At 63.0% G+C, this 21,906-nt stretch carries 18 protein-coding genes; 5 read left to right on the top strand and 13 right to left on the bottom strand.

Translation table 11 applies throughout. From position 1 onward, the window contains the following. Positions 1 to 92: 92 nt before the first annotated feature. The 9 genes from pafA to ACFRJ9_RS04185 form a co-directional block, all read right to left on the bottom strand. Entirely contained in the window at positions 93 to 1,457 is a 1,365-nt protein-coding gene (gene pafA / locus ACFRJ9_RS04225) for a Pup--protein ligase (protein WP_377664773.1), read from the bottom strand. A 1-nt stretch (position 1,458) separates the two neighbouring features. Further along, a complete protein-coding gene (prcA, locus tag ACFRJ9_RS04220) occupies positions 1,459 to 2,166 on the bottom strand; it encodes a proteasome subunit alpha (protein WP_377664771.1) in 708 nt (235 codons plus the stop codon). Between the two features lies 1 nt (position 2,167). Then, entirely contained in the window at positions 2,168 to 2,977 is an 810-nt protein-coding gene (gene prcB / locus ACFRJ9_RS04215) for a proteasome subunit beta (protein ID WP_377664769.1), read from the bottom strand. 79 nt (positions 2,978 to 3,056) lie between these two features. Then, positions 3,057 to 3,260: a ubiquitin-like protein Pup gene (locus ACFRJ9_RS04210; protein ID WP_377664767.1), complete on the bottom strand. Its 204-nt coding sequence runs from the start codon at positions 3,258 to 3,260 to the stop codon at positions 3,057 to 3,059. A 120-nt stretch (positions 3,261 to 3,380) separates the two neighbouring features. Beyond that, complete coding sequence (gene dop / locus ACFRJ9_RS04205) at positions 3,381 to 5,000, bottom strand: depupylase/deamidase Dop (protein ID WP_377665224.1); 1,620 nt, start codon at positions 4,998 to 5,000, stop codon at positions 3,381 to 3,383. 50 nt (positions 5,001 to 5,050) lie between these two features. Continuing rightward, on the bottom strand, positions 5,051 to 6,859 hold the full coding sequence (gene arc, locus ACFRJ9_RS04200) for a proteasome ATPase (RefSeq protein WP_377664765.1): 1,809 nt from the start codon (positions 6,857 to 6,859) through the stop codon (positions 5,051 to 5,053). Between the two features lie 97 nt (positions 6,860 to 6,956). Further along, the gene (locus tag ACFRJ9_RS04195; protein WP_377664763.1) at positions 6,957 to 8,021 is read right to left on the bottom strand and encodes a tRNA (adenine-N1)-methyltransferase; all 1,065 of its coding nucleotides are present in this window, start codon (positions 8,019 to 8,021) and stop codon (positions 6,957 to 6,959) included. Between the two features lie 118 nt (positions 8,022 to 8,139). Further along, positions 8,140 to 9,303 carry a site-2 protease family protein gene (locus ACFRJ9_RS04190; RefSeq protein ID WP_377664761.1) on the bottom strand — a complete coding sequence of 388 codons (1,164 nt, stop codon included), beginning with the start codon at positions 9,301 to 9,303 and terminating at the stop codon, positions 8,140 to 8,142. Continuing rightward, positions 9,304 to 10,116 (bottom strand): HAD family hydrolase, encoded by an 813-nt coding sequence (locus ACFRJ9_RS04185; RefSeq protein WP_377664759.1) that lies wholly within the window; start codon positions 10,114 to 10,116, stop codon positions 9,304 to 9,306. It abuts the gene before it with no gap. 30 nt (positions 10,117 to 10,146) lie between these two features. On the opposite strand from ACFRJ9_RS04185, the gene ACFRJ9_RS04180 reads away from it, so the two are divergent. Then, positions 10,147 to 11,052: a PAC2 family protein gene (locus ACFRJ9_RS04180; RefSeq protein ID WP_377664757.1), complete on the top strand. Its 906-nt coding sequence runs from the start codon at positions 10,147 to 10,149 to the stop codon at positions 11,050 to 11,052. 64 nt (positions 11,053 to 11,116) lie between these two features. On the opposite strand, the gene mshC is transcribed toward ACFRJ9_RS04180, so the two are convergent. After that, a complete protein-coding gene (gene mshC / locus ACFRJ9_RS04175) occupies positions 11,117 to 12,394 on the bottom strand; it encodes a cysteine--1-D-myo-inosityl 2-amino-2-deoxy-alpha-D-glucopyranoside ligase (RefSeq protein ID WP_377664754.1) in 1,278 nt (425 codons plus the stop codon). Positions 12,395 to 12,409: 15 nt separating this feature from the next. Further along, positions 12,410 to 13,243: an undecaprenyl-diphosphate phosphatase gene (locus tag ACFRJ9_RS04170; RefSeq protein ID WP_377664752.1), complete on the bottom strand. Its 834-nt coding sequence runs from the start codon at positions 13,241 to 13,243 to the stop codon at positions 12,410 to 12,412. A gap of 52 nt (positions 13,244 to 13,295) precedes the next feature. Between ACFRJ9_RS04170 and ACFRJ9_RS04165 the strand changes: the two genes are divergently transcribed. Continuing rightward, on the top strand, positions 13,296 to 14,228 hold the full coding sequence (locus tag ACFRJ9_RS04165; RefSeq protein WP_377664750.1) for an aldo/keto reductase: 933 nt from the start codon (positions 13,296 to 13,298) through the stop codon (positions 14,226 to 14,228). Between the two features lie 7 nt (positions 14,229 to 14,235). Here ACFRJ9_RS04165 and rfbA read toward each other — a convergent pair whose 3' ends face one another. Then, positions 14,236 to 15,102 carry a glucose-1-phosphate thymidylyltransferase RfbA gene (gene rfbA / locus ACFRJ9_RS04160; RefSeq protein WP_377664748.1) on the bottom strand — a complete coding sequence of 289 codons (867 nt, stop codon included), beginning with the start codon at positions 15,100 to 15,102 and terminating at the stop codon, positions 14,236 to 14,238. 53 nt (positions 15,103 to 15,155) lie between these two features. Between rfbA and rfbB the strand changes: the two genes are divergently transcribed. The 3 genes from rfbB to ACFRJ9_RS04145 all read left to right on the top strand — a co-directional run bounded on the left by rfbB (position 15,156) and on the right by ACFRJ9_RS04145 (position 20,549). Continuing rightward, on the top strand, positions 15,156 to 16,154 hold the full coding sequence (gene rfbB / locus ACFRJ9_RS04155) for a dTDP-glucose 4,6-dehydratase (protein WP_377664746.1): 999 nt from the start codon (positions 15,156 to 15,158) through the stop codon (positions 16,152 to 16,154). A gap of 3 nt (positions 16,155 to 16,157) precedes the next feature. Continuing rightward, positions 16,158 to 17,564 (top strand): sugar nucleotide-binding protein, encoded by a 1,407-nt coding sequence (locus ACFRJ9_RS04150; RefSeq protein ID WP_377664744.1) that lies wholly within the window; start codon positions 16,158 to 16,160, stop codon positions 17,562 to 17,564. Between the two features lie 231 nt (positions 17,565 to 17,795). Further along, positions 17,796 to 20,549, top strand: coding sequence for a WecB/TagA/CpsF family glycosyltransferase (locus ACFRJ9_RS04145; protein ID WP_377664742.1), 2,754 nt, complete (start codon positions 17,796 to 17,798; stop codon positions 20,547 to 20,549). On the opposite strand, the gene ACFRJ9_RS04140 is transcribed toward ACFRJ9_RS04145, so the two are convergent. Beyond that, positions 20,550 to 21,902, bottom strand: coding sequence for a hypothetical protein (locus ACFRJ9_RS04140; RefSeq protein WP_377664740.1), 1,353 nt, complete (start codon positions 21,900 to 21,902; stop codon positions 20,550 to 20,552). Positions 21,903 to 21,906: the final 4 nt, after the last annotated feature.

The raw sequence follows: 21,906 nt of genomic DNA, 5'->3' as shown, positions 1-21,906 counted from the left end.
GGCAAAGGACACTCGGAAAGACGCGTCGCGCATCCAAGCAGGTTGTCTCTCGGGAAGAGACCACTATCCAGAATAGCCCGTGAAGCTGGGAGTCAGCTCATAGAATCCAGGAGCGCATCCACACGCTCGTCCACGCTGCGGAAGGGATCCTTGCACAGAATCGTCTGGTGCGCGCGGTCGTTGAGCTTCAGGTGGACCCAGTCCACCGTGTAGTCGCGTCCAAGTTCCTGGGCCCGCCGCACGAAGTCTCCGCGCAACTTTGCCCGGGTGGTCTGGGGAGGTGCGTCCACGGCATCCTTGACCTCGGTCTCGGTGACGAGCCTGCGTGCCGCTCCCCTTGCCTGCAGCAGGAAGAAGATGCCCCGCTGGCGGGAAATGTCATGGTAAGTGAGGTCAAGCTGGGCGATCCGGGGAGAATCGAGGCTGAGATCATGCCTGCGCATGTAGCCGTCCATGAGCTTCTTCTTGATGGCCCAGTCCACCTCGGTGTCGATAGTAGAAGTGTCACCACTCTCTATGGCATCCAAGGTCCGCTGCCACAAATCCAGAATGAGCGGTACGTGGGCGTTGTGGGCACCATTCGCCGCGACAAACTCGGTAACCTTGGAGAGGTACTCCCGCTGGATATCCAGCGCCGTGAGCTGCCTGCCATTGGCGAGCCTGACCAAAGCGCGCCCCGTAAGGTCATGGGAGATTTCACGAATGCTGCGGATGGGATTCTCCATCCGCATGTCCCGCATGATCACTCCGGCCTCGATCATCCGGAGAATGAGGTCCACAGTGCCCACTTTGAGCAGCGCCGACGTCTCAGACATGTTGGAGTCGCCCACGATGACGTGGAGCCGACGGTAGAACTCAGCGTCCGCATGAGGCTCATCGCGGGTATTGATGATGGGCCGGGACCTCGTGGTGGCCGAGGACACGCCCTCCCAGATGTGGTCGGCACGCTGCGAGAATGCAAACGTGGCGCCATGGGGAGTTTTCAGGACCTTGCCCGCCCCGGCGATCAACTGGCGCGTGACCAGGAAAGGGATCAGGATCTCCGCCAGGCGGGAAAATTCCCCCCGCCGCGGAATGAGGTAATTTTCGTGGCTGCCATAGGAGTTGCCGGCGGAGTCGGTGTTGTTCTTGAACAGGTAGACCGTTCCGTTGAACCCCTCTGCGGCGAGCCTGGCCTGGGCTTCGTCGACGAGGTCGTCGAGGATGAGTTCTCCGGCCCTGTCGTGGGCAATGAGCTGAGCGAGGTCGTCACACTCTGCAGTGGCGTACTCGGGGTGTGAGCCCACATCGAGGTAGAGCCTGGAGCCGTTCGTCAGGAACACGTTGGAGGATCTGCCCCAACTCACCACCTTGCGGAAGAGATAGCGCGCTACTTCCTCTGGGGCCAGTGGACGCGAATCCGGACTGGAATAGGAAATCCCGAACTCGGTTTCAATGCCAAATATCCGCTTGTCCATCTCAAGCCTCCTCTGTGAGCAGCAGGATAAGGTCCTCGGGCAACAGCCGCCGGAACGCCCTGCGCGATCCGCGGTGACTCTCCGAAGCCCGGTACAAGACAGCCGCTTCGACGGCGGTGGCCGGAAGTGCTTCCGCTTCCTTGTCCGCAGCCAAGGCGCGCAGTGCCAAACGCAGGGCCCCGGCAAGGTTGAGTTCGGGCTCCCAACCCCCGCTCACGACGTCGGAAATTTGCTCAGCGACGCCGCCCATGACGACGAAGCCGTTCTCATCCGCGATCGAGCCGTCGAATGTCAGCCGGTACAGGTGGTCCTGGTCCTGAGCCAAACCCACCTCAGCGACAGCCAGCTCAACCTCGAACGGCTTCTGCTCAGCTGTGAAGACCGCTCCGAGGCTCTGAGCATAGACGCTGGCCAACCCGCGGGCAGTGACGTCTTCACGGTCATACGAGTAGCCGCGCACATCGGCGTACCGGACCCCGGCCTGCCTGAGGCTTTCAAACTCGTTGTACTTGCCCACGGCGGCGAATGCGATTTTGTCGTAGATCTCACCGATTTTATGCAGTGAAGGCGACGGGTTTTCTGCGATTAACACGATCCCGTCAGCGCAGCTGATGACCACCACTGACCGCCCCCTGGCGATGCCTTTCCGTGCGAAGTCCGCACGGTCCTTCATCAGTTGCTCAGGTGAAACGTAGAACTGCTGTGTCATATCAGGCCTCCCGTCCGGCGATGGCCCGCGATTCCACAATTGCGCTGGCTATGGCTGCAAGGTCCCGGTCCGGAACGCGCCGGTTTCCGGCTCGGTTGACGGTGTACACCACCGGCCACAGTTGGCGGACAGGGTCCGGGCCTCCGGTGGCGGAATCGTCATCAGCAGCATCGTAGAGTGCCTCGACTGCCACTGCTACTGCGTCTTCTTCCTGGAGGTTGGGACGCCACAATTTCTTCAAGGCCCCCCGCGCGAACACCGAACCCGAACCAACCGAGTGGTGCTCCTGCTCCTCGTAACGGCCACCTGTTATGTCGTAGGAAAACAACCGTCCAACGCCGGATACTTGGTCAAACCCGGCAAACAAGGGGATGACGGCCATACCCTGCATGGCCATGGGCAGGTTGCCGCGGATCATGGCGCCCAAACGGTTCGCTTTGCCAACAAGGCTAAGCAGCGTGCCCTCGATCTTCTCGTAGTGCTCCAGCTCCACCTGGAAAAGCCGCGTGATGTCAATGGCCAGGCCTGCCGTACCTGCGATGCCCAGCACAGAGTACTCGTCGGCCGGGAAGACCTTCTCAATGTGCCGGCTTGCAATGACATTGCCCATGGTGGCACGGCGGTCCCCCGCCATGAGGACGCCTCCCGCGTACGTCAGCGCGACGATGGTGGTGGCGTGCGGCGAGGCCGGCACCGTGCCGGCGGGTAACGATTGACTAAACGGAAGGAGTTCGGGACGCGAGCGTTGGAGATGCTCCGTGAATGAAGACGTTGCCTGGGTGGCCAGGGGGCCGGCTGATGGGTCCTGCATTGCTGCACTCCTTCGACTCTGCATTCCGATGCCCGGCGGCCTCACGCCGTCCGGGCAGTACGTTCCTTGGTGGGGCCGCTTACTGTCCGCCCTTTTGGACGAAGGCCCTGACGAACTCTTCGGCGTTGGATTCCAAGACGCCGTCAATCTCGTCAAGGAGATCGTCCACGCCCTGGGTTGCTTCCGAGGCCTGCGCTTCGGGTGCCGCGGGCGGTGCCTCCGGTACGTCTACCTCGGTCTCGGACTCCCGCGACTGTGGTTGCTGTTGCTCCTGAGCTGCCATTTTCTTTCTCCCTACTGTCAGTCCCCTGATGATGGAGACTTCCTAACTGCCATATTGCCACGCTGCGGGCTGCTGCGTGCGGCATTCGCGAGGCTTGAATCTTGCTGTGACGGGCACGCCTCAGTTCTTGGCAGGAGGAGGGTTCTGGCCCATCAATTCCGCAAGGAATGAGCCCGCCTCCTGGTGGCGGTCGAAGAGTGCGCCCGTCAGCGCCTGCGTGCCGCGCAGGGGTTCCCGGGTGGGAACGCGCTGAAGTTTGCCTAGCCCCGGGACGTCGAAAATCACCGAATCCCAGCTAGCCCCTACGACGTCCTTGCCGAACCTGGAAACACACCTGCCGCGGAAGTACGCGCGCGTGTCCGACGGCGGTTCCCCCACCGCGCGGGCGATGTCGGCGTCGTCGACGATCCGTGTCATGCGATCCCGGGACAAAAGCCTGTAGTAGAGGCCCTTTTCGGGACGGATATCGGACCATTGGAGGTCCACCAGACCGAGCCGGGCGTCGTTCCATGACAGGTTGTCGCGGTTTCGGTAACCATCCAGCAGGGACTTCTTGGCAACCCACTCGACCGATGAGGCAGCGGCGCCAAGGTCGCTGCCCAGCGTTGCCAAGGTAGCCTCCCAGCGTGCCAGGACCTCATGGGTGTGTCCGTCACCTGTGACGGAGTCCGCCACGCCGGTTTCCTGGGCCAGCTTGGCGGCCGACTCGTAGTACATCCACTGGAGGTCCAGCGCCGTCACGCGTCGGCCGTCAAGGAGCCGGACAGTGGCGGTGAGCGTGGTGTCGTGGCTGACGGCCTGGAGCGCCTGAACGGGTTCGTGGACCTCGATCCGCGGAGCCTGCCCGGCCTCGATCAGGCTCAGGACCATGGCGGTGGTGCCGAACTTCAGGTAGTTGGAGGCTTGGCTGAGGTTGGCGTCCCCGATGATGACATGGAGGCGGCGATACTTGTCCGCGGTAGCATGCGGCTCGTCCCTCGTGTTGATGATGGGGCGTCGGATGGTGGTTTCCAAACCGACCTCGGCCTCAAAGAAGTCGGCCCGCTGGCTGATCTGGTAACCGGCGGTGGAACTGTCCTGGCCCAAGCCCACCCGTCCGGCACCGCACATGATCTGCCGGGAGACAAAGAACGGGGTCAGGCCACGGATGATGTCACCGAAGGGCACCGAGCGTGGCATGAGGTAGTTCTCGTGCGAGCCGTAGGACACCGATTTGTTGTCCGTGTTGTTCTTGTAAAGATTGATCGCAGGAAGGCTGCTGTCAGCTGCGACTTTCCGGACCGTGGCAAGGGCAACCAAGTCACCGGCGGCGTCCCAGGCAACGGCGTCCCGGGGGTTGGTGACCTCCGGGCTGGAATACTCCGGATGCGCGTGGTCCACATAAAGGCGTGCACCGTTGCCCAGGACCATGTTCATCAGAAGCGAGCCGGACTCGTCCGCGCCATCGAGTTCCAACTCCTGGCGACCATACGCCAACGCGACAGCTTCGGCGTCGAGCACTGGTGGTTGGTCCGTGAGCTGGCTGGGATCCGCCGATGCCCTGTCCACTGTCCAACCGCGGGCATCGTGCAGCGGTTCCTCGTCCGTGTAGTCCCACCGCGTCTCAGCACCGCCGGCCGCCCGCTGCCGGGTCACCGTGGCATAGGCCTGGATGATCCGCGCAGACATCATGGTTGCGTTCGCGCCTGGAGCCGATGGGGCGTGGATTCCGTATTCCGTCTCCGAGCCCATGACACGCATGGCACCGCCAACGGGCAACTTGTCGGCAGGCGAACCTTCGGGTCTAGCTGTCACAGGTACTGGCCCGTGTTGGCGGTGGTTTCAATCGACTTGCCCGGTTCCTGTCCGGCCTTGCCCTGAACGATCGTACGGATATAGGTGATCCGCTCGCCCTTCTTACCGGAAATCCTCGCCCAGTCGTCAGGGTTGGTGGTGTTGGGCATGTCCTCGTGCTCGCGGAACTCATCCACCACGGCACGCAGCAAGTGATCGATCCTCAGGCCCTTTTGATTGGTGGTCAGCAGGTCCTTGATGGCGTACTTCTTGGCGCGGTCCACCACGTTCTGAACCACTGCGCCTGAGTTGAAGTCCTTGAAGTACAGCATTTCCGTGTCGCCGTTGGCGTAGGTGACTTCGAGGTATTCATTCGACTTCTCAGTCGAATACATGGCCTCTACGGTGCGCTGGATCATGGCGTCCACAGTGGCCTGCACGTCTCCGCCGTACTCGGCCAGGTCCTGGGCGTGGAAGGGCAGGTCCGTGGTGATGTACTTGGCGAAGATATCCGCCGCGGCCTCGGCATCAGGCCGCTGGATCTTCACCTTCACGTCGAGGCGTCCCGGGCGAAGAATTGCAGGGTCAATCATGTCCTCGCGGTTGGAGGCGCCGATAACGATCACGTTGTCCAGCCGCTCCACGCCATCGATCTCACTGAGCAGCTGAGGAACGATGGTGGTTTCGACGTCGGAAGATACACCGGTCCCGCGGGTGCGGAACAACGAGTCCATCTCATCGAAGAAGACCACCACCGGGCTGCCGTCCGAAGCCTTTTCGCGGGCACGGGAGAAGATCAGCCGGATGTGGCGTTCGGTTTCGCCAACATACTTGTCCAGGAGCTCGGGGCCTTTGATGTTCAGGAAGTAGCTCTTGAGGTCGATGTTGCCGGCACGTTCGGCAGCGCGGGCCGCCAGGGAGTTGGCGACGGCTTTGGCGATGAGCGTCTTGCCGCAGCCGGGAGGGCCGTAAAGAAGGATGCCCTTGGGAGCCTTCAGCCCGTGCTCGCGGTAAAGGTCAGGATGGAGGAACGGTAGTTCAACGGCGTCACGGATCTGTTCAATCTGCGGGCCGAGGCCACCGATGTCCTCGTACGTAATGTCCGGTACTTCCTCGAGGACCAGGTTCTCCACCTCGGCGCGTGGAACCTTCTCCAGCGCGTAGCCGGTGCGGGAGTCCAGCGACAAAGCGTCGCCCACCTTCAGGTGGATGGTCTGCAGTGCTCCGGAGAGCCGGACCACGCGTTCTTCGTCAGCGCGGCCCACCACCAGGGCACGGTCCTTGCCCAGCATTTCCTTGAGCGTGACCAGCTCTCCGGCGCGCTCGTAACCGAGGCCGGCAACCACCAGGAGGGCCTCGTTGAGGAGGACTTCCTGTCCGACGGCGAGCTGGCTGACGTTGACCAGCGGACTGACACCCACGCGCATCTTGCGCCCGGCATTGAAAATGTCCACGGACTCTTCAGTTGCTGCCTGGCCGGAGCTGCCGGCGGCCGGCTGCCTGCGGGGGTTGATCTGCACCACGGTTCCGAAGCTGTAGGGCGGTTGCCCTTCCTGCTCCAAAGCACCCTTGAGGCGAAGTATTTCTGTTTTCGCCGTCTCCAGCATGGTGACTAGCTTGCTGTTGTTCTGCGTAGCAGCTGCCAACTGGCGGTCGATATGGCGAAGCTTGTCCCGAAGGATGTTGATTTGCCGTTCGGCGACGGTCAGTTCACTCGAGGGTTCCGGGGGTTGGATCGCGGCAAGTCCCCGGCTTGCTGCCTCTTCCGATGCGGCGTTTGGTTCCTCCGGCGTCGGCCGTCCAAGGTCGTTGTTTGACGTATCCACGATTCATCAGCCCCTTCCTGCGCTTAACAAGACCATAGTCCCGAAAAGCCCAGGGGGTTGTGTGACATCCGGAATGCGGACTCGATTGTGACCTTTCTCAGTTTGTGACTGAAGGGTCATCCTGAACGTTGGTTCCAGCGATCGCGTCGCGTGCTGCGCGGCGGAGTTTCTTGTCCGATACCGCACGCTCCCCCACTGCGGCAGGTGTCCAGGCATTGAGGTCCTCCGCGCTGAACTCTGTCTTCGAAGGGCGGCGTTTGACGGAAATTCCAGTGACGCCATCGGCGAGGCGACGGGTGACGAGGAGGAACCCGGTGTGTGCGACCATGCGGTGGTCCGGGCGTACGGCCAGTCCTTCGAGGTGCCAGCCTCGAACCATTGACTCCCAGGCATCGGGTTCGGTGAAGCGGCCGTCGGCGCGGATGGCTTCGGCAGTACGCGACAACTGCGTGACTGTGGCCACGTAGTTGATCCAGACGCCGCCGGGAGCAAGGACGGTGGCAACGGCGTCCAGGCATTCCCACGGGGCGAGCATGTCCAGCACCACGCGGTCCACCGAACCGGGAGCTTCGGCGCGGACTACTTCTTCCTGGAAGTCGCCCAGCGAGATCTGCCAGGCGGGGTGCGGGCCACCGAAGATGGTCTCAACGTTTCCCCGGGCGATGTCAGCGAATTCCTCGCGACGTTCGAACGAATGGAGGTAGCCGCCGTCGCCTACTGCGCGCAGGAGGGAGATGGACAAGGCTCCGGAACCCACGCCGGCTTCAACCACGCGTGCGCCCGGGAAGATGTCAGCCATGGTGACAATCTGGCCGGCGTCCTTGGGGTAGACAACTGCAGCACCGCGGGGCATGGACAGGACAAAGTCGGACAGCAGAGGCCGCAGGGTCTGGTACTGCTGACCGACGTTGTTGCTGACCACGGAGCCGTCCACTTGGCCGATGATCTCATCGTGGTTCAGGAAGCCGCGGTGTGTATGGAAGGCGCCGCCCACCTCCAAAGTGATGGTGTTCATACGGCCGCGCTCGTCGGTGAGCTGGACCCGCTCGCCCACGCGGAAAGGTCCGCGGCGACGCGCAGCGCCTGTCGGCTGCACGGACGTGCCGGTTGCTGCCTCTTCGGTGCCTGCGCCTGCTTCGGGGGCGGCGGTTTCGCTGCTCATGTGGTGTTCCTCGCTCCTGTACGGCTGGGCCGCGATGTGTTGCTGGCTGGTGGGCGCCAAAAAAGTTCAACGGGTGGTTGGGTTAAAGCGGCCAGCATGTAACTCTACCGGCAGGGTGTCAGGCGCGTCCGCTCCGGCGGGCTTCCTTGCCTGTAATGGCAGTCACTACGGCCTGCTGGCGCAAAAGCCCGGTGACGAGGCCGTTGTGGTCCACCACAGCGTATTCGCCGCCCTCCAGCCGCGCCAAGTACTGGATCAGTTCCTGCCCCTTGGACCATTCAGGGACATAGGCTCCGGCGGCCAGTGCGTGGGCAACCGCGGTGACGGGCGTCGTCGTGGCGGCTTCGGCGGGTACGGCGGCAGTGGCGCCTGCGTCCACGACTCCCTGCGGCTTTCCGTCAGGACCACAAATCACGACGGCGGGACTTCCGGCCGGCGATACGGCCAGGACGTCGGCGACAGTGGCCGAGTTCGGTACGCCCACGGCACGCTCCGCCAGGCCGGCAGCGCTCACCAGGTAGAGACGGCTGCGGAGCTTGGCGTGGTTGATGGAGCTCGAAGCTCCCATCCAGAGGAAGCCGCAGACAAGGACGGTGATGAGCATGAGGTTGATGTCGAGGGGCGCGCCGCGCAGCAATGGCAGCCCGATCACCCAGATAACCAAGGCAATGGCGATGCCGCGTCCTGACCATCCTGCGGCAATCGCTCCCTTGTCCTGGCTGCCGGTAGCTTTCCAGACAGCGGATTCGACCAGCCGCCCACCGTCCAATGGCATACCAGGCAGCACGTTGAAGAGACCGATGAGCAAGTTTGCCCACATCAGGATGTTGGCGAGCATTTCCACCACGCCGTCAAAGACGCCGCCAAACACCACAGGTGCCAGGATCCCGGCCAGAACGAAGTTTGAGGCCGGCCCTGCCATGGCGACAATGACAGCCCGCCCCGGAGACGATGTGAAGCTTTCGAATTGAGTATGTCCGCCCCAAAGATTGAGCACGATCTTCTCTGTGGGCCAGTTGAAAGCCTTGGCGCTCAGTGCGTGGGCGAGCTCGTGGACCAGTACGGACACGGCGAGCAGCAATGCGTAGCAAAGTGCCACCAGGTACGCGCCCATCCCAAGGTAAGGAAACTGCACCAAAACGGCCGGGCCATACACAATCACGGTGAAACCGGCGATCACGAACCACGAGTAAGCGAGGTAAACCCGGATTCCGGCGATTCTCCCGAGGGGTATGCCGTCCTTCTTGGTGGCAGCGTGGTGCGGCGTGGAAGAACTACTCACCTAGTTGGCCCCTTCAAGCAGGTTTACTGCCGTGATGCGCTCATCGACCAGCCGGGCGACGTCCGCGGCAGTCCTGCCAACCAAGGTGTCCCACAAGATCATGCGGTGGTCATGGGGCAGCGGCACTTGATGCGGAATTCCCACCGTGACCACACCCGAGGCAATGGCGGCGGTTGCCCCCGGCACGGAATCCTCCAGGGCTACGCAGTGGTGGATGGTCAAGGAGGGGTCGTCCAATCGGAGCCGCTCCACCGCGGTGAGGTACGCCTCCGGATGGGGCTTTCCGTTGGTGACGGAGTCTCCGGTGACCAGGAACTCGAAGTAGGGCCGGGGCAGGCTTTCTACGACAACGCCGGCCAGGGGGCCTTCTGACATGGTCACCAAGGCGCAACGGATGCCGGCCTGGTGCAGTTCGTCGAGCAGCTCGCGCGCACCGGGCCGCCAGGGAACCTCTTTGCGGACCTGCTCGATGACCTGGCTGCTCAGGGTGTCCACGATTTCACGGGCCTCGAGCCTGACCCCTGCGGCCTGCAGAACGGCTGCCGAGTGCAGCAAGGACTGTCCCACCAATTGCATGGCCTGCTGGTGCGACCAGCTGCCGCCGTGGGACTCAACCAGCGCGCGCTCGGCTGCGATCCAGTAGGGCTCGGTGTCCACGAGTGTGCCATCCATATCCCAGAGCACGGCTTTGAGGAGGGGCTGGCTGGGTAACGAATGCATGGATTCAAGTCTACGTGGAACCTGGCGGGCGGCTGTCCGTGCATTGCGCTGTGGGCGAATCGGTGACACGCATTGACGCGAAATGCCATGCATCCCCGAGGGTCTTGGACGTAGGGTGAGTGGATGAACAGTGTGGACGGGACCCCCGAAGGGCAGGACATCACCGCGGAGCCCGAGCGTTTCCTCAAGGAAGCTGCGGACGGCCAACGCGTCACCGTAATGCTTGCAGCCTTTGAGGGCTGGAACGACGCCGGTGAGGCCGCCAGTGATGCGCTGCACTACTTGAACAAGCTTTGGGACGGCAAGAAGGTCGGCACGGTTGATGCCGAGGAGTACTACGACTTCCAGTTCACCCGTCCCACCGTGCGGCGTACATCCTCCGGCGCCCGGAAGGTCAAATGGCCATCAACCAGGATCTACAAGGCAGCTGTCCCGGACAGCAATGTGGACGTCGTCTTCGTGCTGGGCACCGAACCCTCCTACCGTTGGCGGGCGTACACCACCGAATTGCTGGTTCACGCCGAGGCGCTCAAGGTTGATTCCGTGATCTTGATCGGCGCCCTACTGGCCGATGTACCCCACAGCCGTCCTATACCGGTGAGTACCACCACCGAGGACAGTTCCCTCCGGGAGCGCCTCAACCTGGAGGCTTCCCAGTACGAGGGGCCGGTGGGAATTGTGGGTGTGTTGGCGGAGTTCGCCATGCTGGCCGGTTTGCCCACCGTGTCATTGTGGGCGGCGGTCCCCCACTACGTTGCCCAGCCTCCCTCCCCCAAGGCCCAACTGGCCATCCTTCACAAGGTTGAGGACCTGCTCCAGGTTCCCCTGGACAGCCAGGCCCTTGCAGAAGAATCCGAGGCCTGGGAACGCGGTGTGGATGAGCTTGCAACCGAGGACCCGGAGATTGCTGCCTATGTTCGGCAGTTGGAAGAAGCAAAAGACACCGCCGACCTGCCCGAAGCCTCCGGAGAGTCGATTGCCCGCGAATTCGAGCGGTACCTCAAACGCCGTGGCAAGGACAGGCCCTGAAAATTCGATAAGAAACCAATGGCCCTGACGAACACGTCAGGGCCATTGGTTTTTTAGCAATGAACTAGAGCTCCACACCAAGCAACGCACTGACGGCGTCCGAAATGATCGCACTGTCCAGCGCGGAGGCCTCGGAATTGTTGTCCAAGGCCTCGACGGCCCATTGATCGATTGCGGCAATGGCCCCGGGTGCGTTGAGGTCGTTTGCCAACTCACGCCGCATCGCCGCGACCAGTCCGGCGGCCGAACCTGCCGGGGCCTGATCCCGGGCTTCACGCCAGCGAGCGAGCCGTGACTTGGCTGACTCGAAGGTTTCTTCGGTCCACGACCAGTCGGCGCGGTAGTGGTTCGCAAGGATGGCGAGCCGGATGGCGGCAGGTTCCTCACCCGCTGCACGCAGCTTGGAAACGAGAACCAGGTTTCCCTTGGACTTGCTCATCTTTTCGCCGTCCAAGCCCACCATGCCGGCGTGGGCATAGTGCCGGGCAAGGGGAATGCCGGAGAGCGAGTACGCATGTCCGGCGCCCATTTCATGGTGAGGGAAGATGAGGTCCGAGCCGCCACCTTGGACGGTGAAGGGCTCCGGAAGATGCTTCTGCGCGATGACCGTACACTCGATGTGCCAACCAGGCCGTCCATCACCCAGGGTTGCACCGGGCCAGTTCGGCTCTCCGTCGCGGGCCACCCGCCACAGCAGCGGGTCCAGAGCATTGCGCTTGCCGGACCTGGCAGGGTCGCCGCCGCGTTCCGCGAACAAGGACAGCATTTCCGTTTCGCCCAGTCCGGAAACGTCGCCCAGCGTCCAGGCGTCTGTGGCGTCTGAGCGCTTGCCGGCCGTTTCGACGTCGTAATAGACATCGCCGTCGGGTTCGCCGTCTGTACCGTGGACGCGATAGGCGACGCCGTCCGCGAGGAGTTGCTCGATGGCGGGCACAATGTCCGGGATGGCCTCGACAGCGCCGATGTAGTGGTCGGGGGCAAGGACGTTGAGGGCGTCCATGTCGCTATGGAAAAGCTCGATCTGGCTCTGCGCCAGTTCACGCCAGTCCACCCCTGTGGCCGTGGCCCGTTCCAGCAGGGGGTCGTCGATATCCGTGACGTTCTGGACATAGGACACCCGGACCCCGGCGTCGCGCCAGGCCCGGTTCAGGAGGTCGAACGCCACATAGCTGGCGGCGTGCCCCATGTGCGTTGCGTCATAAGGAGTGATCCCGCAGACGTACATGGACTGTTCGGCCTGCCGTTCGACGTCCACGACCCCGCCCACGGCGGTGTCAAAGAGGCGTAGTTGCGGCATGCTGCCGGGCAGCTCTGGAACAGGGCGGGAGGTCCACGATTTCACGACTCAACCTTAGTGCTAGGCACTGATCACATTGAAACCGAGCAGGACATACAAGGCCAGTCCAAGGAATATGCGGTACCAAACGAAGAGGCGGTAGCTGCGGGTGGACACGAATTTCAGGAACCAACCGATGATGACGTAGCCAACAACAAAAGCTATGACCGTGGCCAGGGCCGTTTCCGGAAGGCCGTAGGGTCCCGCGAGACCTTCATTCGAGACTGTCTTGTACAGCTGGTAGAGGCCGCTGCCGAAGACTGCGGGAATGGCAAGAAGGAAGGAATACCGGGCTGCCGCTTCACGCGTGTAGCCCATGAGCAGGCCTGCGGTGATGGTTCCGCCCGAGCGGGAAACGCCGGGAATCAAGGCCATGGCCTGGGCGAAGCCGTACAAGATGCCGTGCTTATAGGTGAGTTGCGTGAGATCCCTCTCCTGCCGTCCGATGGCATCGGCGACGGCGAGGATCATGCCGAAAACAATCAGCATGGTGGCCACAATCCACATGCTCCGCAGGACGGACTCGATCTGGTCCTGGAACAAGAGGCCGAGGACGATGATCGGAAGGCTGCCGATAATAACCAGCCATCCCATGCGGGCATCGGGATTGTTGCGTTCGACCTTGCCGGTCAGGGACCCGAACCATGCCCGGACGATCCTGACAATGTCGCGCCAGAAGTAGACGATCACGGCAGTTTCCGTTCCGAGCTGCGTGATGGCGGTGAACGCCGCACCCGGGTCGGCTGCATCCGGAAGGAATGAACCCACAATCCGCAGGTGTGCGCTTGAGGAGATCGGGAGGAATTCGGTGAGGCCCTGCACGAGGCCCAGCAAGGCTGCTTCTATCCAGTTCACGTGAATAGACCCTACGTCATGAACACCCGGAACTCCCCGTAAGCTTGCTGCTATGCAGCAGCGTTATGTCGGAAACAGCGGGTTCCGTGTGTCCTCATTGTCCCTTGGCACCATGTCCTGGGCCCAGGAAACAGACGAGCAGGACGCTGCCGAGGTACTCCATGCATTTGTCGCCGCCGGAGGCACGGTCATCGATACCGCGGCGTCTTACGCCCAAGGCCAGGCCGAGGCGATGCTGGGTTCCATGTTGGGCGATGTGGTGGCCCGCTCTGAAGTTGTCATCTCGACCAAAGCCGGCGTGTCGTCGTCGGATTCCAGGCGCAGCATCAACGCCTCACGCGGCGCAATGCTGTCCGCCCTGGATGCCAGCCTCGCCCGGCTTGGAACCGACTACATCGACATCTGGTTCGCCCATGAGTGGGACCCGAACGTGCCCCTGGACGAGACCCTGTCAGCGTTGGAACTCGCCCAACGGACAGGACGAGCCCGCTACGTCGGAATCTCCAACTACAACGGCTGGCAGACAGCCAAGGCCGCTGCGGTGGCGGGGTTTACGCTGGTGGCCAACCAGTCTGAGTATTCGCTGGTCCAACGCAAAGCCGAGGACGAACTCATTCCGGCCGTGGAGGATGCCGGGTTGGGCCTGATGGCCTGGGCACCGCTGGGCAGGGGCGTCCTGAGCGGTAAATACCGCGGGCAAATTCCCGCCGATTCCCGTGCCGCCCAAAGCAGGCTCGCCGGCTACGTGGAACCGTACCTTGAGCCGCAGGCTTCGCGGATAGTCGAAGCCGTAGCCATGGCGGCACGAGGATTGGGACGTTCGCCGTTGGATGTGTCCCTTAGCTGGCTGTTGTCCCGACCCGGGGTTTCGACTGCGATCGTCGGAGCAAGGAACGCCGTCCAGCTCAAGGAACTGCTGGACGCCCAGCTGACAGTCCTGCCCGCGGAAATTGCGCGCGCGCTCGAGGATGTATCTGCCGCCTAGTTCGCGGCTATTGGCGGTCCAGGATGTCCAACAGGTAGCTTCCGTAGCCGCTCTTTGCGAGTTTGGCCGCTTGCTGGCGGAGTTCGTCGTCGTTCAGGTACCCCATCCGCCATGCCACCTCTTCGGGAGCGCCGATCTTCAAGCCCTGCCGGTTCTCAGTGGTTCGGACATAGTTTGAAGCATCGTTCAGGTCGCTGAACGTACCGGTGTCCAGCCAGGCAGTGCCCCGGGGGAACTTCTGGACGTGCAAACGGCCGAGCTCCATGTACCTGCGGTTGATGTCGGTGATTTCCAGTTCCCCCCGCGGGGAGGGTTCCAGGTCCTTTGCCATGGCAACCACATTGTTGTCGTAGAAGTACAGTCCGGGAACGGCGTAGTTGCTCCTGGGTACTGCGGGCTTTTCCTCGATGGAAACTGCCAGCCCGTCGTCGTCGAACTCCACCACGCCGTAAGCGGTGGGGTCCTTGACCCGATAGCCGAAGATGGCACCGCCGTCGACGTCCACATAGTGGCGAAGCTGGTTGCCCATTCCGGGCCCGTTGAAGATGTTGTCCCCCAGGATGAGGGCCACCTTGCCGCTGCCGATGTGCTCCTCCCCCAGGATGAACGCCTGCGCGAGGCCGTCCGGCGTCGGCTGCTCGGCGTACGTGAGGTTGATGCCGAACTGGGAGCCGTCGCCAAGGAGCCGCTGGAACTGGGCTGCATCCCCCGGCGTGGTGATGATCAGGATGTCCCGAATCCCGGCGAGCATCAACGTGCACAGGGGGTAATAGATCATCGGCTTGTCGAACACGGGAACCAGCTGCTTGCTGATTCCGAGCGTGATGGGGTGGAGCCTTGAGCCCGTCCCACCTGCAAGAACAATTCCTCGCAAACCTGCCGTCCTCACCTGTGCCCAGTCTCGCCGCGGACGGCTACTCTAGGGCCATGCAGAGAATCCTTGTCACCGGCGGGGCCGGATTCATCGGATGCAACTTTGTCCACTACATCATGGAGCACACAGGGCTCCATGTCACGGTATTGGACAAACTGACCTACGCAGGCACCATCGAATCCTTGTCCGGATTGCCGTCGGTGCGTTTCGACTTTGTCCAAGGGGACATCTGCGATGCGCCGTTGGTGGACAGGCTCGTGGCCGCCGTGGATGCTGTGGTCCACTTTGCTGCCGAGTCCCACAATGACAATTCCCTGGCCGATCCCCGGCCGTTCGTGGATACGAACCTGGTGGGCACCTTCACGTTGGTCGAAGCAGCCAGGAAGCACGGCACGCGCTTTCATCATGTGTCCACCGATGAGGTCTACGGTGACTTGGCCTTGGATGATCCCCAGCGGTTCACCGAGGATTCCGTGTACCGGCCCACGAGTCCCTATTCCGCCACGAAAGCGGGCTCCGACATGTTGGTGCGCGCTTGGGTACGTTCGTTCGGCCTGAAGGCCACCGTGAGCAATTGCTCCAACAACTACGGTCCCTACCAGCACGTTGAGAAGTTCATCCCGCGCCAGATCACCAACATCCTGGACGGCGGCCGTCCCCGCCTCTACGGCAACGGGCGCAACGTCAGGGACTGGATCCATGTGGAGGACCACTCCTCCGCGGTACTGGCGATTCTCGAGCGCGGGCGGCTGGGTGAGACCTACCTGATCGGGGCGGACGGAGAACGGTCCAATCGTGAGGTTGTGGAGATGCTCCTCTCCCTTGCAGGCCAATCCCCCGATGCCTTCGATCTGGTGACCGACCGGCCAGGGCACGACCTTCGCTACGCCATCGATTCGGCCAAACTCCGCCGGGAACTCGGCTGGGTACCGCGGTTCGGCGACTTCCATGCAGGCCTGGCTGACACTGTTCAGTGGTACAAGGACAACGAGGACTGGTGGCGCCCCCAGAAGGCGGCAACGGAGTCCAAGTACGCCGGGCAGGGCCACTAGCCCATGGAACCGGCGCGGCAACTGACAGCAAGGACCACCCCTATCCCCGGGCTGATGCTCTTCGAGTTGCCGGTTCACGGCGATAACCGAGGGTGGTTCAAGGAAAACTGGCACCGGAGCAAGATGCTGGACGTCGGCTTGCCGGACTTCCAGCCCGTGCAGAACAACATTTCCTTCAACGCCGCACGCGGGACCACCCGCGGGATTCATGCTGAGCCATGGGACAAGTTCATTTCCCTTGCCTCGGGCCGCATCTTCGGCGCATGGGTGGACCTCCGCGAGGGCCCGGCGTTCGGCACGCTGTTCTGCGCCGAACTCACGGCCAAGGACGCCATCTACGTTCCGCGCGGTGTAGGCAACGCCTTCCAGACCTTGAAGGACGACACCGCCTATACGTACTTGGTCAATGACCACTGGAGTGCCCAGGCGCAGGCGGAGTACACGTTCCTCAACCTGGCCGATGAGGACGTCGCCGTGCCTTGGCCGATTCCCTTGGACCGTGCCACCGTCTCGCCGCAGGACAGGACCCATCCACGCTTGGCGGACGTCAGGCCCATGGAGCGGCGGCGTACCTTGGTCCTGGGAGCGGACGGTCAACTTGGCACGGCGCTGCGTCGGGCGTTTGACGGCGACCCCACCGTGGACTTCGCGGGCCGTGCACAGTTCGACGTCACCTCGGAAAAGGCCTACCGTGCCACGGACTGGCGCAAATACGGCACCATCATCAATGCGGCCGCCTTTACCGGCGTGGACGCCGCGGAGACCGCGGACGGCCGCACAGCGGCCTGGAGCATCAACGCAGCTGCCGTAACCCGCTTGGCGAGGACCGCCGTCGAGCATTCACTGACCCTGGTCCACGTCAGCAGCGACTACGTCTTCGACGGCACCGCCGATGCCCACACCGAGGAAGAGATTCCCGGGCCTTTGGGCGTGTACGGACAGAGCAAAGCCGCCGGAGACGCAGCGGTGGCGGCGGTGCCGAAGCACTACATCGTGCGGACCAGCTGGGTGGTGGGTGAAGGAAAGAACTTTGTTCGAACCATGGCCGGGCTGGCGGCGCGGGGAGCCTCTGTGTCAGTGGTGGATGACCAGTGGGGAAGGGTGAGCTTCGCAACAGACATCTCGGCGGGGATCCGGCACTTGCTCCACCATGAGGCTCCGTACGGGATCTACAACATCAGTAGCAGTGGTGAGCGGCAATCCTGGGCCCAGGTGGCACGCGACGTGTACAGGCTGTGCGGAGCCGATCCTGGGCAGGTGACGCCCGTGAGCACGGAAGAATATGCGAAGCCCGGGACTGCCCCGCGTCCGCGCAGCAGTGTCCTGGATCTGTCCAAGATCCGCGCGACCGGCTTTGATCCGCCGGCGGCGGCCCAGCGCCTGGCTGAATATCTCGACGGCGGTTCTTAGCGGCGGTTGCGGAATTCGTCGGCGGCAGCAGGACCAACCGCAGCTATGGCGCCGGCCGTGAAATCGGCCTAAAGTGGCCCTACGGCAGCCTCCACGAGGGGCCGGGAGACAACTCAAGTGAACAGTTGATGGGCGGCATGAGTCCGCCACCCACGATCCGGGCAGTGCAGCAGCCTCGGATCGTGGGCAACATGGTGATGCCTTGAGCTGGACCCGAGCTTGGAGTCAAGAATGCTGCTACCGAAGATCATGCCCACCCGGGACGTTCGCCCCTTGGCGGTCCCCCACCGGAGTCCGCGCCCCGACCTCGCCGGCCCGAGCTTCCTCCTCCCACCAGGCGCCAATGAAGTTGGCCCCGAGGCAGGCTCCCCCGAAGCTCCGTGGGTGAACTTGGGAGGGGTCCCCGTGAAGCTGGTGGAGTTCGACGACGCGCTTCAGGAAATCCTGGCACGCGCATCCACGGAAGGGGCACCGCCCTTGGGGGTGTGCTCAGCGAACCTGGACCACATCCGCCACTTTGGCGTGGGAAGCCGCTGGCTGGGTACCCTCGATCCGGCATCATCGTCTGTGGAGTGGCTGACCTTGATTGACGGCGCACCCCTGGCGACGGAAGCGCGACGTCTGACCGCACGTGCGTGGCCCCGGTTGGCAGGGAGTGACCTGGTAGGACCCCTGCTGGACGAGGCAGCGGTTCGGGGGCTGCGCGTGGGATTCCTGGGTGGCTCGCCAGAGACGCAGGAACTCATCCGCGGCAAGTTTGCGGTGGAGCGGCCGGGTTTGGAGGTGGCCGGATGGTGGGCTCCGGAGCGCTCCACGCTGGGGGACGCCAAGGCGTCCAGTGAGCTGGCGGCCGATGTGGCCGCAAGCGCCCCGGACATCCTTGTGGTGGGCTTGGGGAAGCCCCGCCAGGAGTTGTGGATCGCCGAATACGGTCATTTGACTGGCGCCAAGGTATTGCTTGCTTTTGGTGCGGTAGTGGACTTCCTGGCAGGCCACATCAGGCGTGCTCCGTCCTGGGTCAGTGACAACAGCCTCGAGTGGGCGTGGCGCCTGGTGCTGGAGCCGCGCAGATTGGCCCGCCGTTATCTGGTTGACGGCCCTGAGGCGTACCTGAAACTGCGCAACGGCAGCAGCAGCGTCGCAGAGTCGGCGAGCCTGACGAGCAACCGTCCCCCAGCCGTCCCGGAGTACGCCCCCAGCCGTGCTCCGGGACTTTTCGTGCCCGCTTCAGAGCGGGCCGACGTCGCGGTGATCGTGGTGACGTACAACAACGCGGACGATGTCGGGCCGCTGGTTACCAGCCTGCGGAAGGAAACCGCCGACCAGTCGATCAAGGTGGTGGTGGCGGACAACTCGCCAGACAACCGGACCCTGGACGAGCTGTCCGGCCACCCTGACGTCACCACGATCCCTACTGGAGGCAACCTTGGCTACGCCGGCGGCATCAATCGTGCCTTGTCCGCAGCCGGTGAAGCAGACACCTACCTCATCCTGAACCCCGATCTGCGCGTTGAACGCGGCGCCATTGCCGCGATGCGCCAACGCATGCAGGATTCGGGGGCTGGCATGGTGGTGCCCGTCCTGTTGGACGATGACGGAAGCGTCTATCCGTCGTTGCGCCGCGAACCGAGGATTCTGCGAGCGCTGGGCGATGCGGCTTTGGGCAGCCGGTTGCAGGCGCGGCCGGGGTGGTTGTCTGAGATGGACTTTGAGCCGGAGAGCTATTTGCATGGGCATCGTGTTGACTGGGCCACCGGTGCTGCGCTGTTGATCAGTGCCGATGCCGCCGCTGTGGTGGGGGTGTGGGATGAGCAGTTCTTCCTGTATTCCGAGGAGACGGATTATTGCCGGCGTGTCCGTGAGGCGGGGTACGGCATTTGGTTTGAGCCGGGTGCCCGGATGTGGCATGAGCGTGGGGGTTCGGGTACGTCGGCTCAGTTGACGGCGTTGATGTCGGTCAACCGTGTGCGTTATGCGGCCAAGTACCTTGGGCGGGGCCAGTTGGTGTTGTTCAAGGGCGCTGTCCTGGCGTCGGAGCTTGTGCGGGTCCATAAGCCGGGGCATCGCGGGGCTGTGTTGGCAGTGGTGAGTCGTCGGCAGCGGGATGCTCTTCCCAAAGCTACGCGGACAGGGCTTGGACGTTCCTTCGTTGACGGGCCTCCCCCCTCTGGCGCGGTGATCATTCCTGCGCACAATGAGGCTTCCGTTATTGCGCGGACGCTTGATTCGCTGACGGAGGTCATCGGGTGGGGCACTGTTGATGTGGTGGTGGCCTGCAATGGGTGTACGGATGACACCGAGGAGATCGCGGCCCGTTACAGGGGTGTCCGGGTCCTTCAGGTGGCGGAAGCGTCAAAGACTGCTGCGTTGAATGCCGCTGACCAGGTGACGCAGCGGTGGCCGCGGCTGTACCTGGATGCCGATATTGAGGTCAGTGCGGGGGCTTTGCGTGAGGTTTTCAGGGCTTTGGACGGTGAGGGGCTGTTGGCTGCGCGTCCGGCGTTTCGTTACGACACTTTGGGTGCTTCGGTGCTGGTCCGCGCCTACTACCGTGCACGCGACCGGGTACCGGGCAACTCCCAGGGGCTTTGGGGTGCCGGTGCGTATGCTTTGAGCCGCTCCGGGCATGAGCGCTTGGGTTCGTTTCCTGCTTTGACGGGAGATGACTACTACGTTGACCGGCTCTTTGAGGCGCGGGAGAAGGCTGTTGTTCGTACTGAGCCTGTGGTGGTTCGCACACCTCGGACCTCTGCGGCGTTGTTGGCTGTCCTGCGCCGGGCCTATCGTGGGAATTCGCAGCAGGATTCCGGATATGTGGGTGTGTCTACTAGACGTACGTTGCAGGAGTTGCTTGCTTCGGTCCGGGGGCCGCTGACCGCTGTTGACGCCGCCGTCTACATCGTGTTCGCCGGTGCGGGCCGCCGTCGTCCGCTGTTGTCCCGTAAGCGGCCGGTGGTGTGGGAGCGGGATAACAGCAGCCGTTAGTCAGAAGCCGCAGCTGCCGCCGCCTTCGATCCTGTAGAGGTGGACGGCGTTGCCGTCGGCGAACGCGTCGGTGAAGTTTCCGTCCACGATGGGGATGGTCCGGTTTTCATCGATGACGACGGCGGAGCTGCCGCCGCATTGCACGTGGATGGTTGCGGTGCCGCCGGCCTGCTTGTTGGCACCTGCCAGGACGTAGACCTTGCCGTTGTAGAGTTTGCTGGCTGCGTCAATGGGGCCGGTCACGGTTGCCGCTCCGTCCAGGAACGGAGCGTTCAGGACGGGCGCGAGTTCCTTGATTTGTTTGTTGAGGGCTGTAACTGCGGGTCGTATCTGTTCGCCGCAGTCCCGCAGTACGTGCTGGGAGATGCAGTCGCCACCGAAGTTGTGGTTGAAGTAGATGACTCCCCTTGCGCCGTGGATGAGGCTGCTCCACACGGCTGCACGGATCTGGGGTCCTGTGATGGAGGCTGCGTTGGCGGAGTCCTTGAAGGGGTGTCCGGTTTCTATGAACGCCCAAATGGGGGTGGTGGCGGAGGCCAGGGTCTGCAGTGTGCGGACGCGTTCGACGGTCCATCCGTAGTTCGATGCCAGCCTGCATTCGTCCGGTGTCAGGTCGCGTTCGTAACCGATGATGGCGCCGCCTTCGCCTTTGGCGCAGATGTTGGGGTCGGTGAACCAGTAGTTGTCCGCCGAGACGATGTCCTGGATTCCTTTGAAGAACTCGACCGACTCTTCGTCAGAGAGCCAGAACGTTACGCCTTTGCCGTAATTGGCGTACAGCATTGTTCCTTGCGGTGCGGCTGCCCGGCGTTCCTTTTGGACGGTGTAGCCGCATTTGCCCTGTTCGGGGATGCAAAGGGCGCCTTCGCCGGGGTACTTGCCTGTCCAAGGGACGCTGCCGGGACCTGCCCACATGTCCACTTCATCGCTCAGGGCGAATCCTGAGGCATGTGCGGACTCGAACGTGGGTATGGCGTACATTCCGGAGGCCCGGACGAGCTGCAGGTCGGAGTTGCCTGTGAGCTCTACATAGGTGTTGATGCCGACCCCCGTGTCCAAGGCAATGTTGCCTTTGTCGAGGACGCTTTCGAACCAGACACCCACGGGGAAGAAAGATGGGTCTGACGGGAGTCCGTTCTTGTAGCGGGAGTAGTAGTCCGGTCCACCGTCGACGGGCCGCAGCGCCAGGCTACCCGGTGGGGCGTCGGCCGGTACCGTGGCTGCTGGAACGGACACCTGGGGAGGCTCCTGCGGGGTGGTTGTGGTGAGACGTGGAACTCCGGTGGCGGCGGAGGCGACCACGGCGACGCCTGCCAGCAGCGCCGCGCCTATGACAGCTGTCTTTGCTTTCACGCCT

Origin of the sequence: Paenarthrobacter sp. NPDC056912 (assembly GCF_042786555.1) — a bacterium.
Classification (GTDB): domain Bacteria; phylum Actinomycetota; class Actinomycetes; order Actinomycetales; family Micrococcaceae; genus Arthrobacter.
The sequence above is the reverse complement of the archived record's forward strand: the minus strand, read 5'-3'. Positions and strand labels throughout refer to the sequence as shown.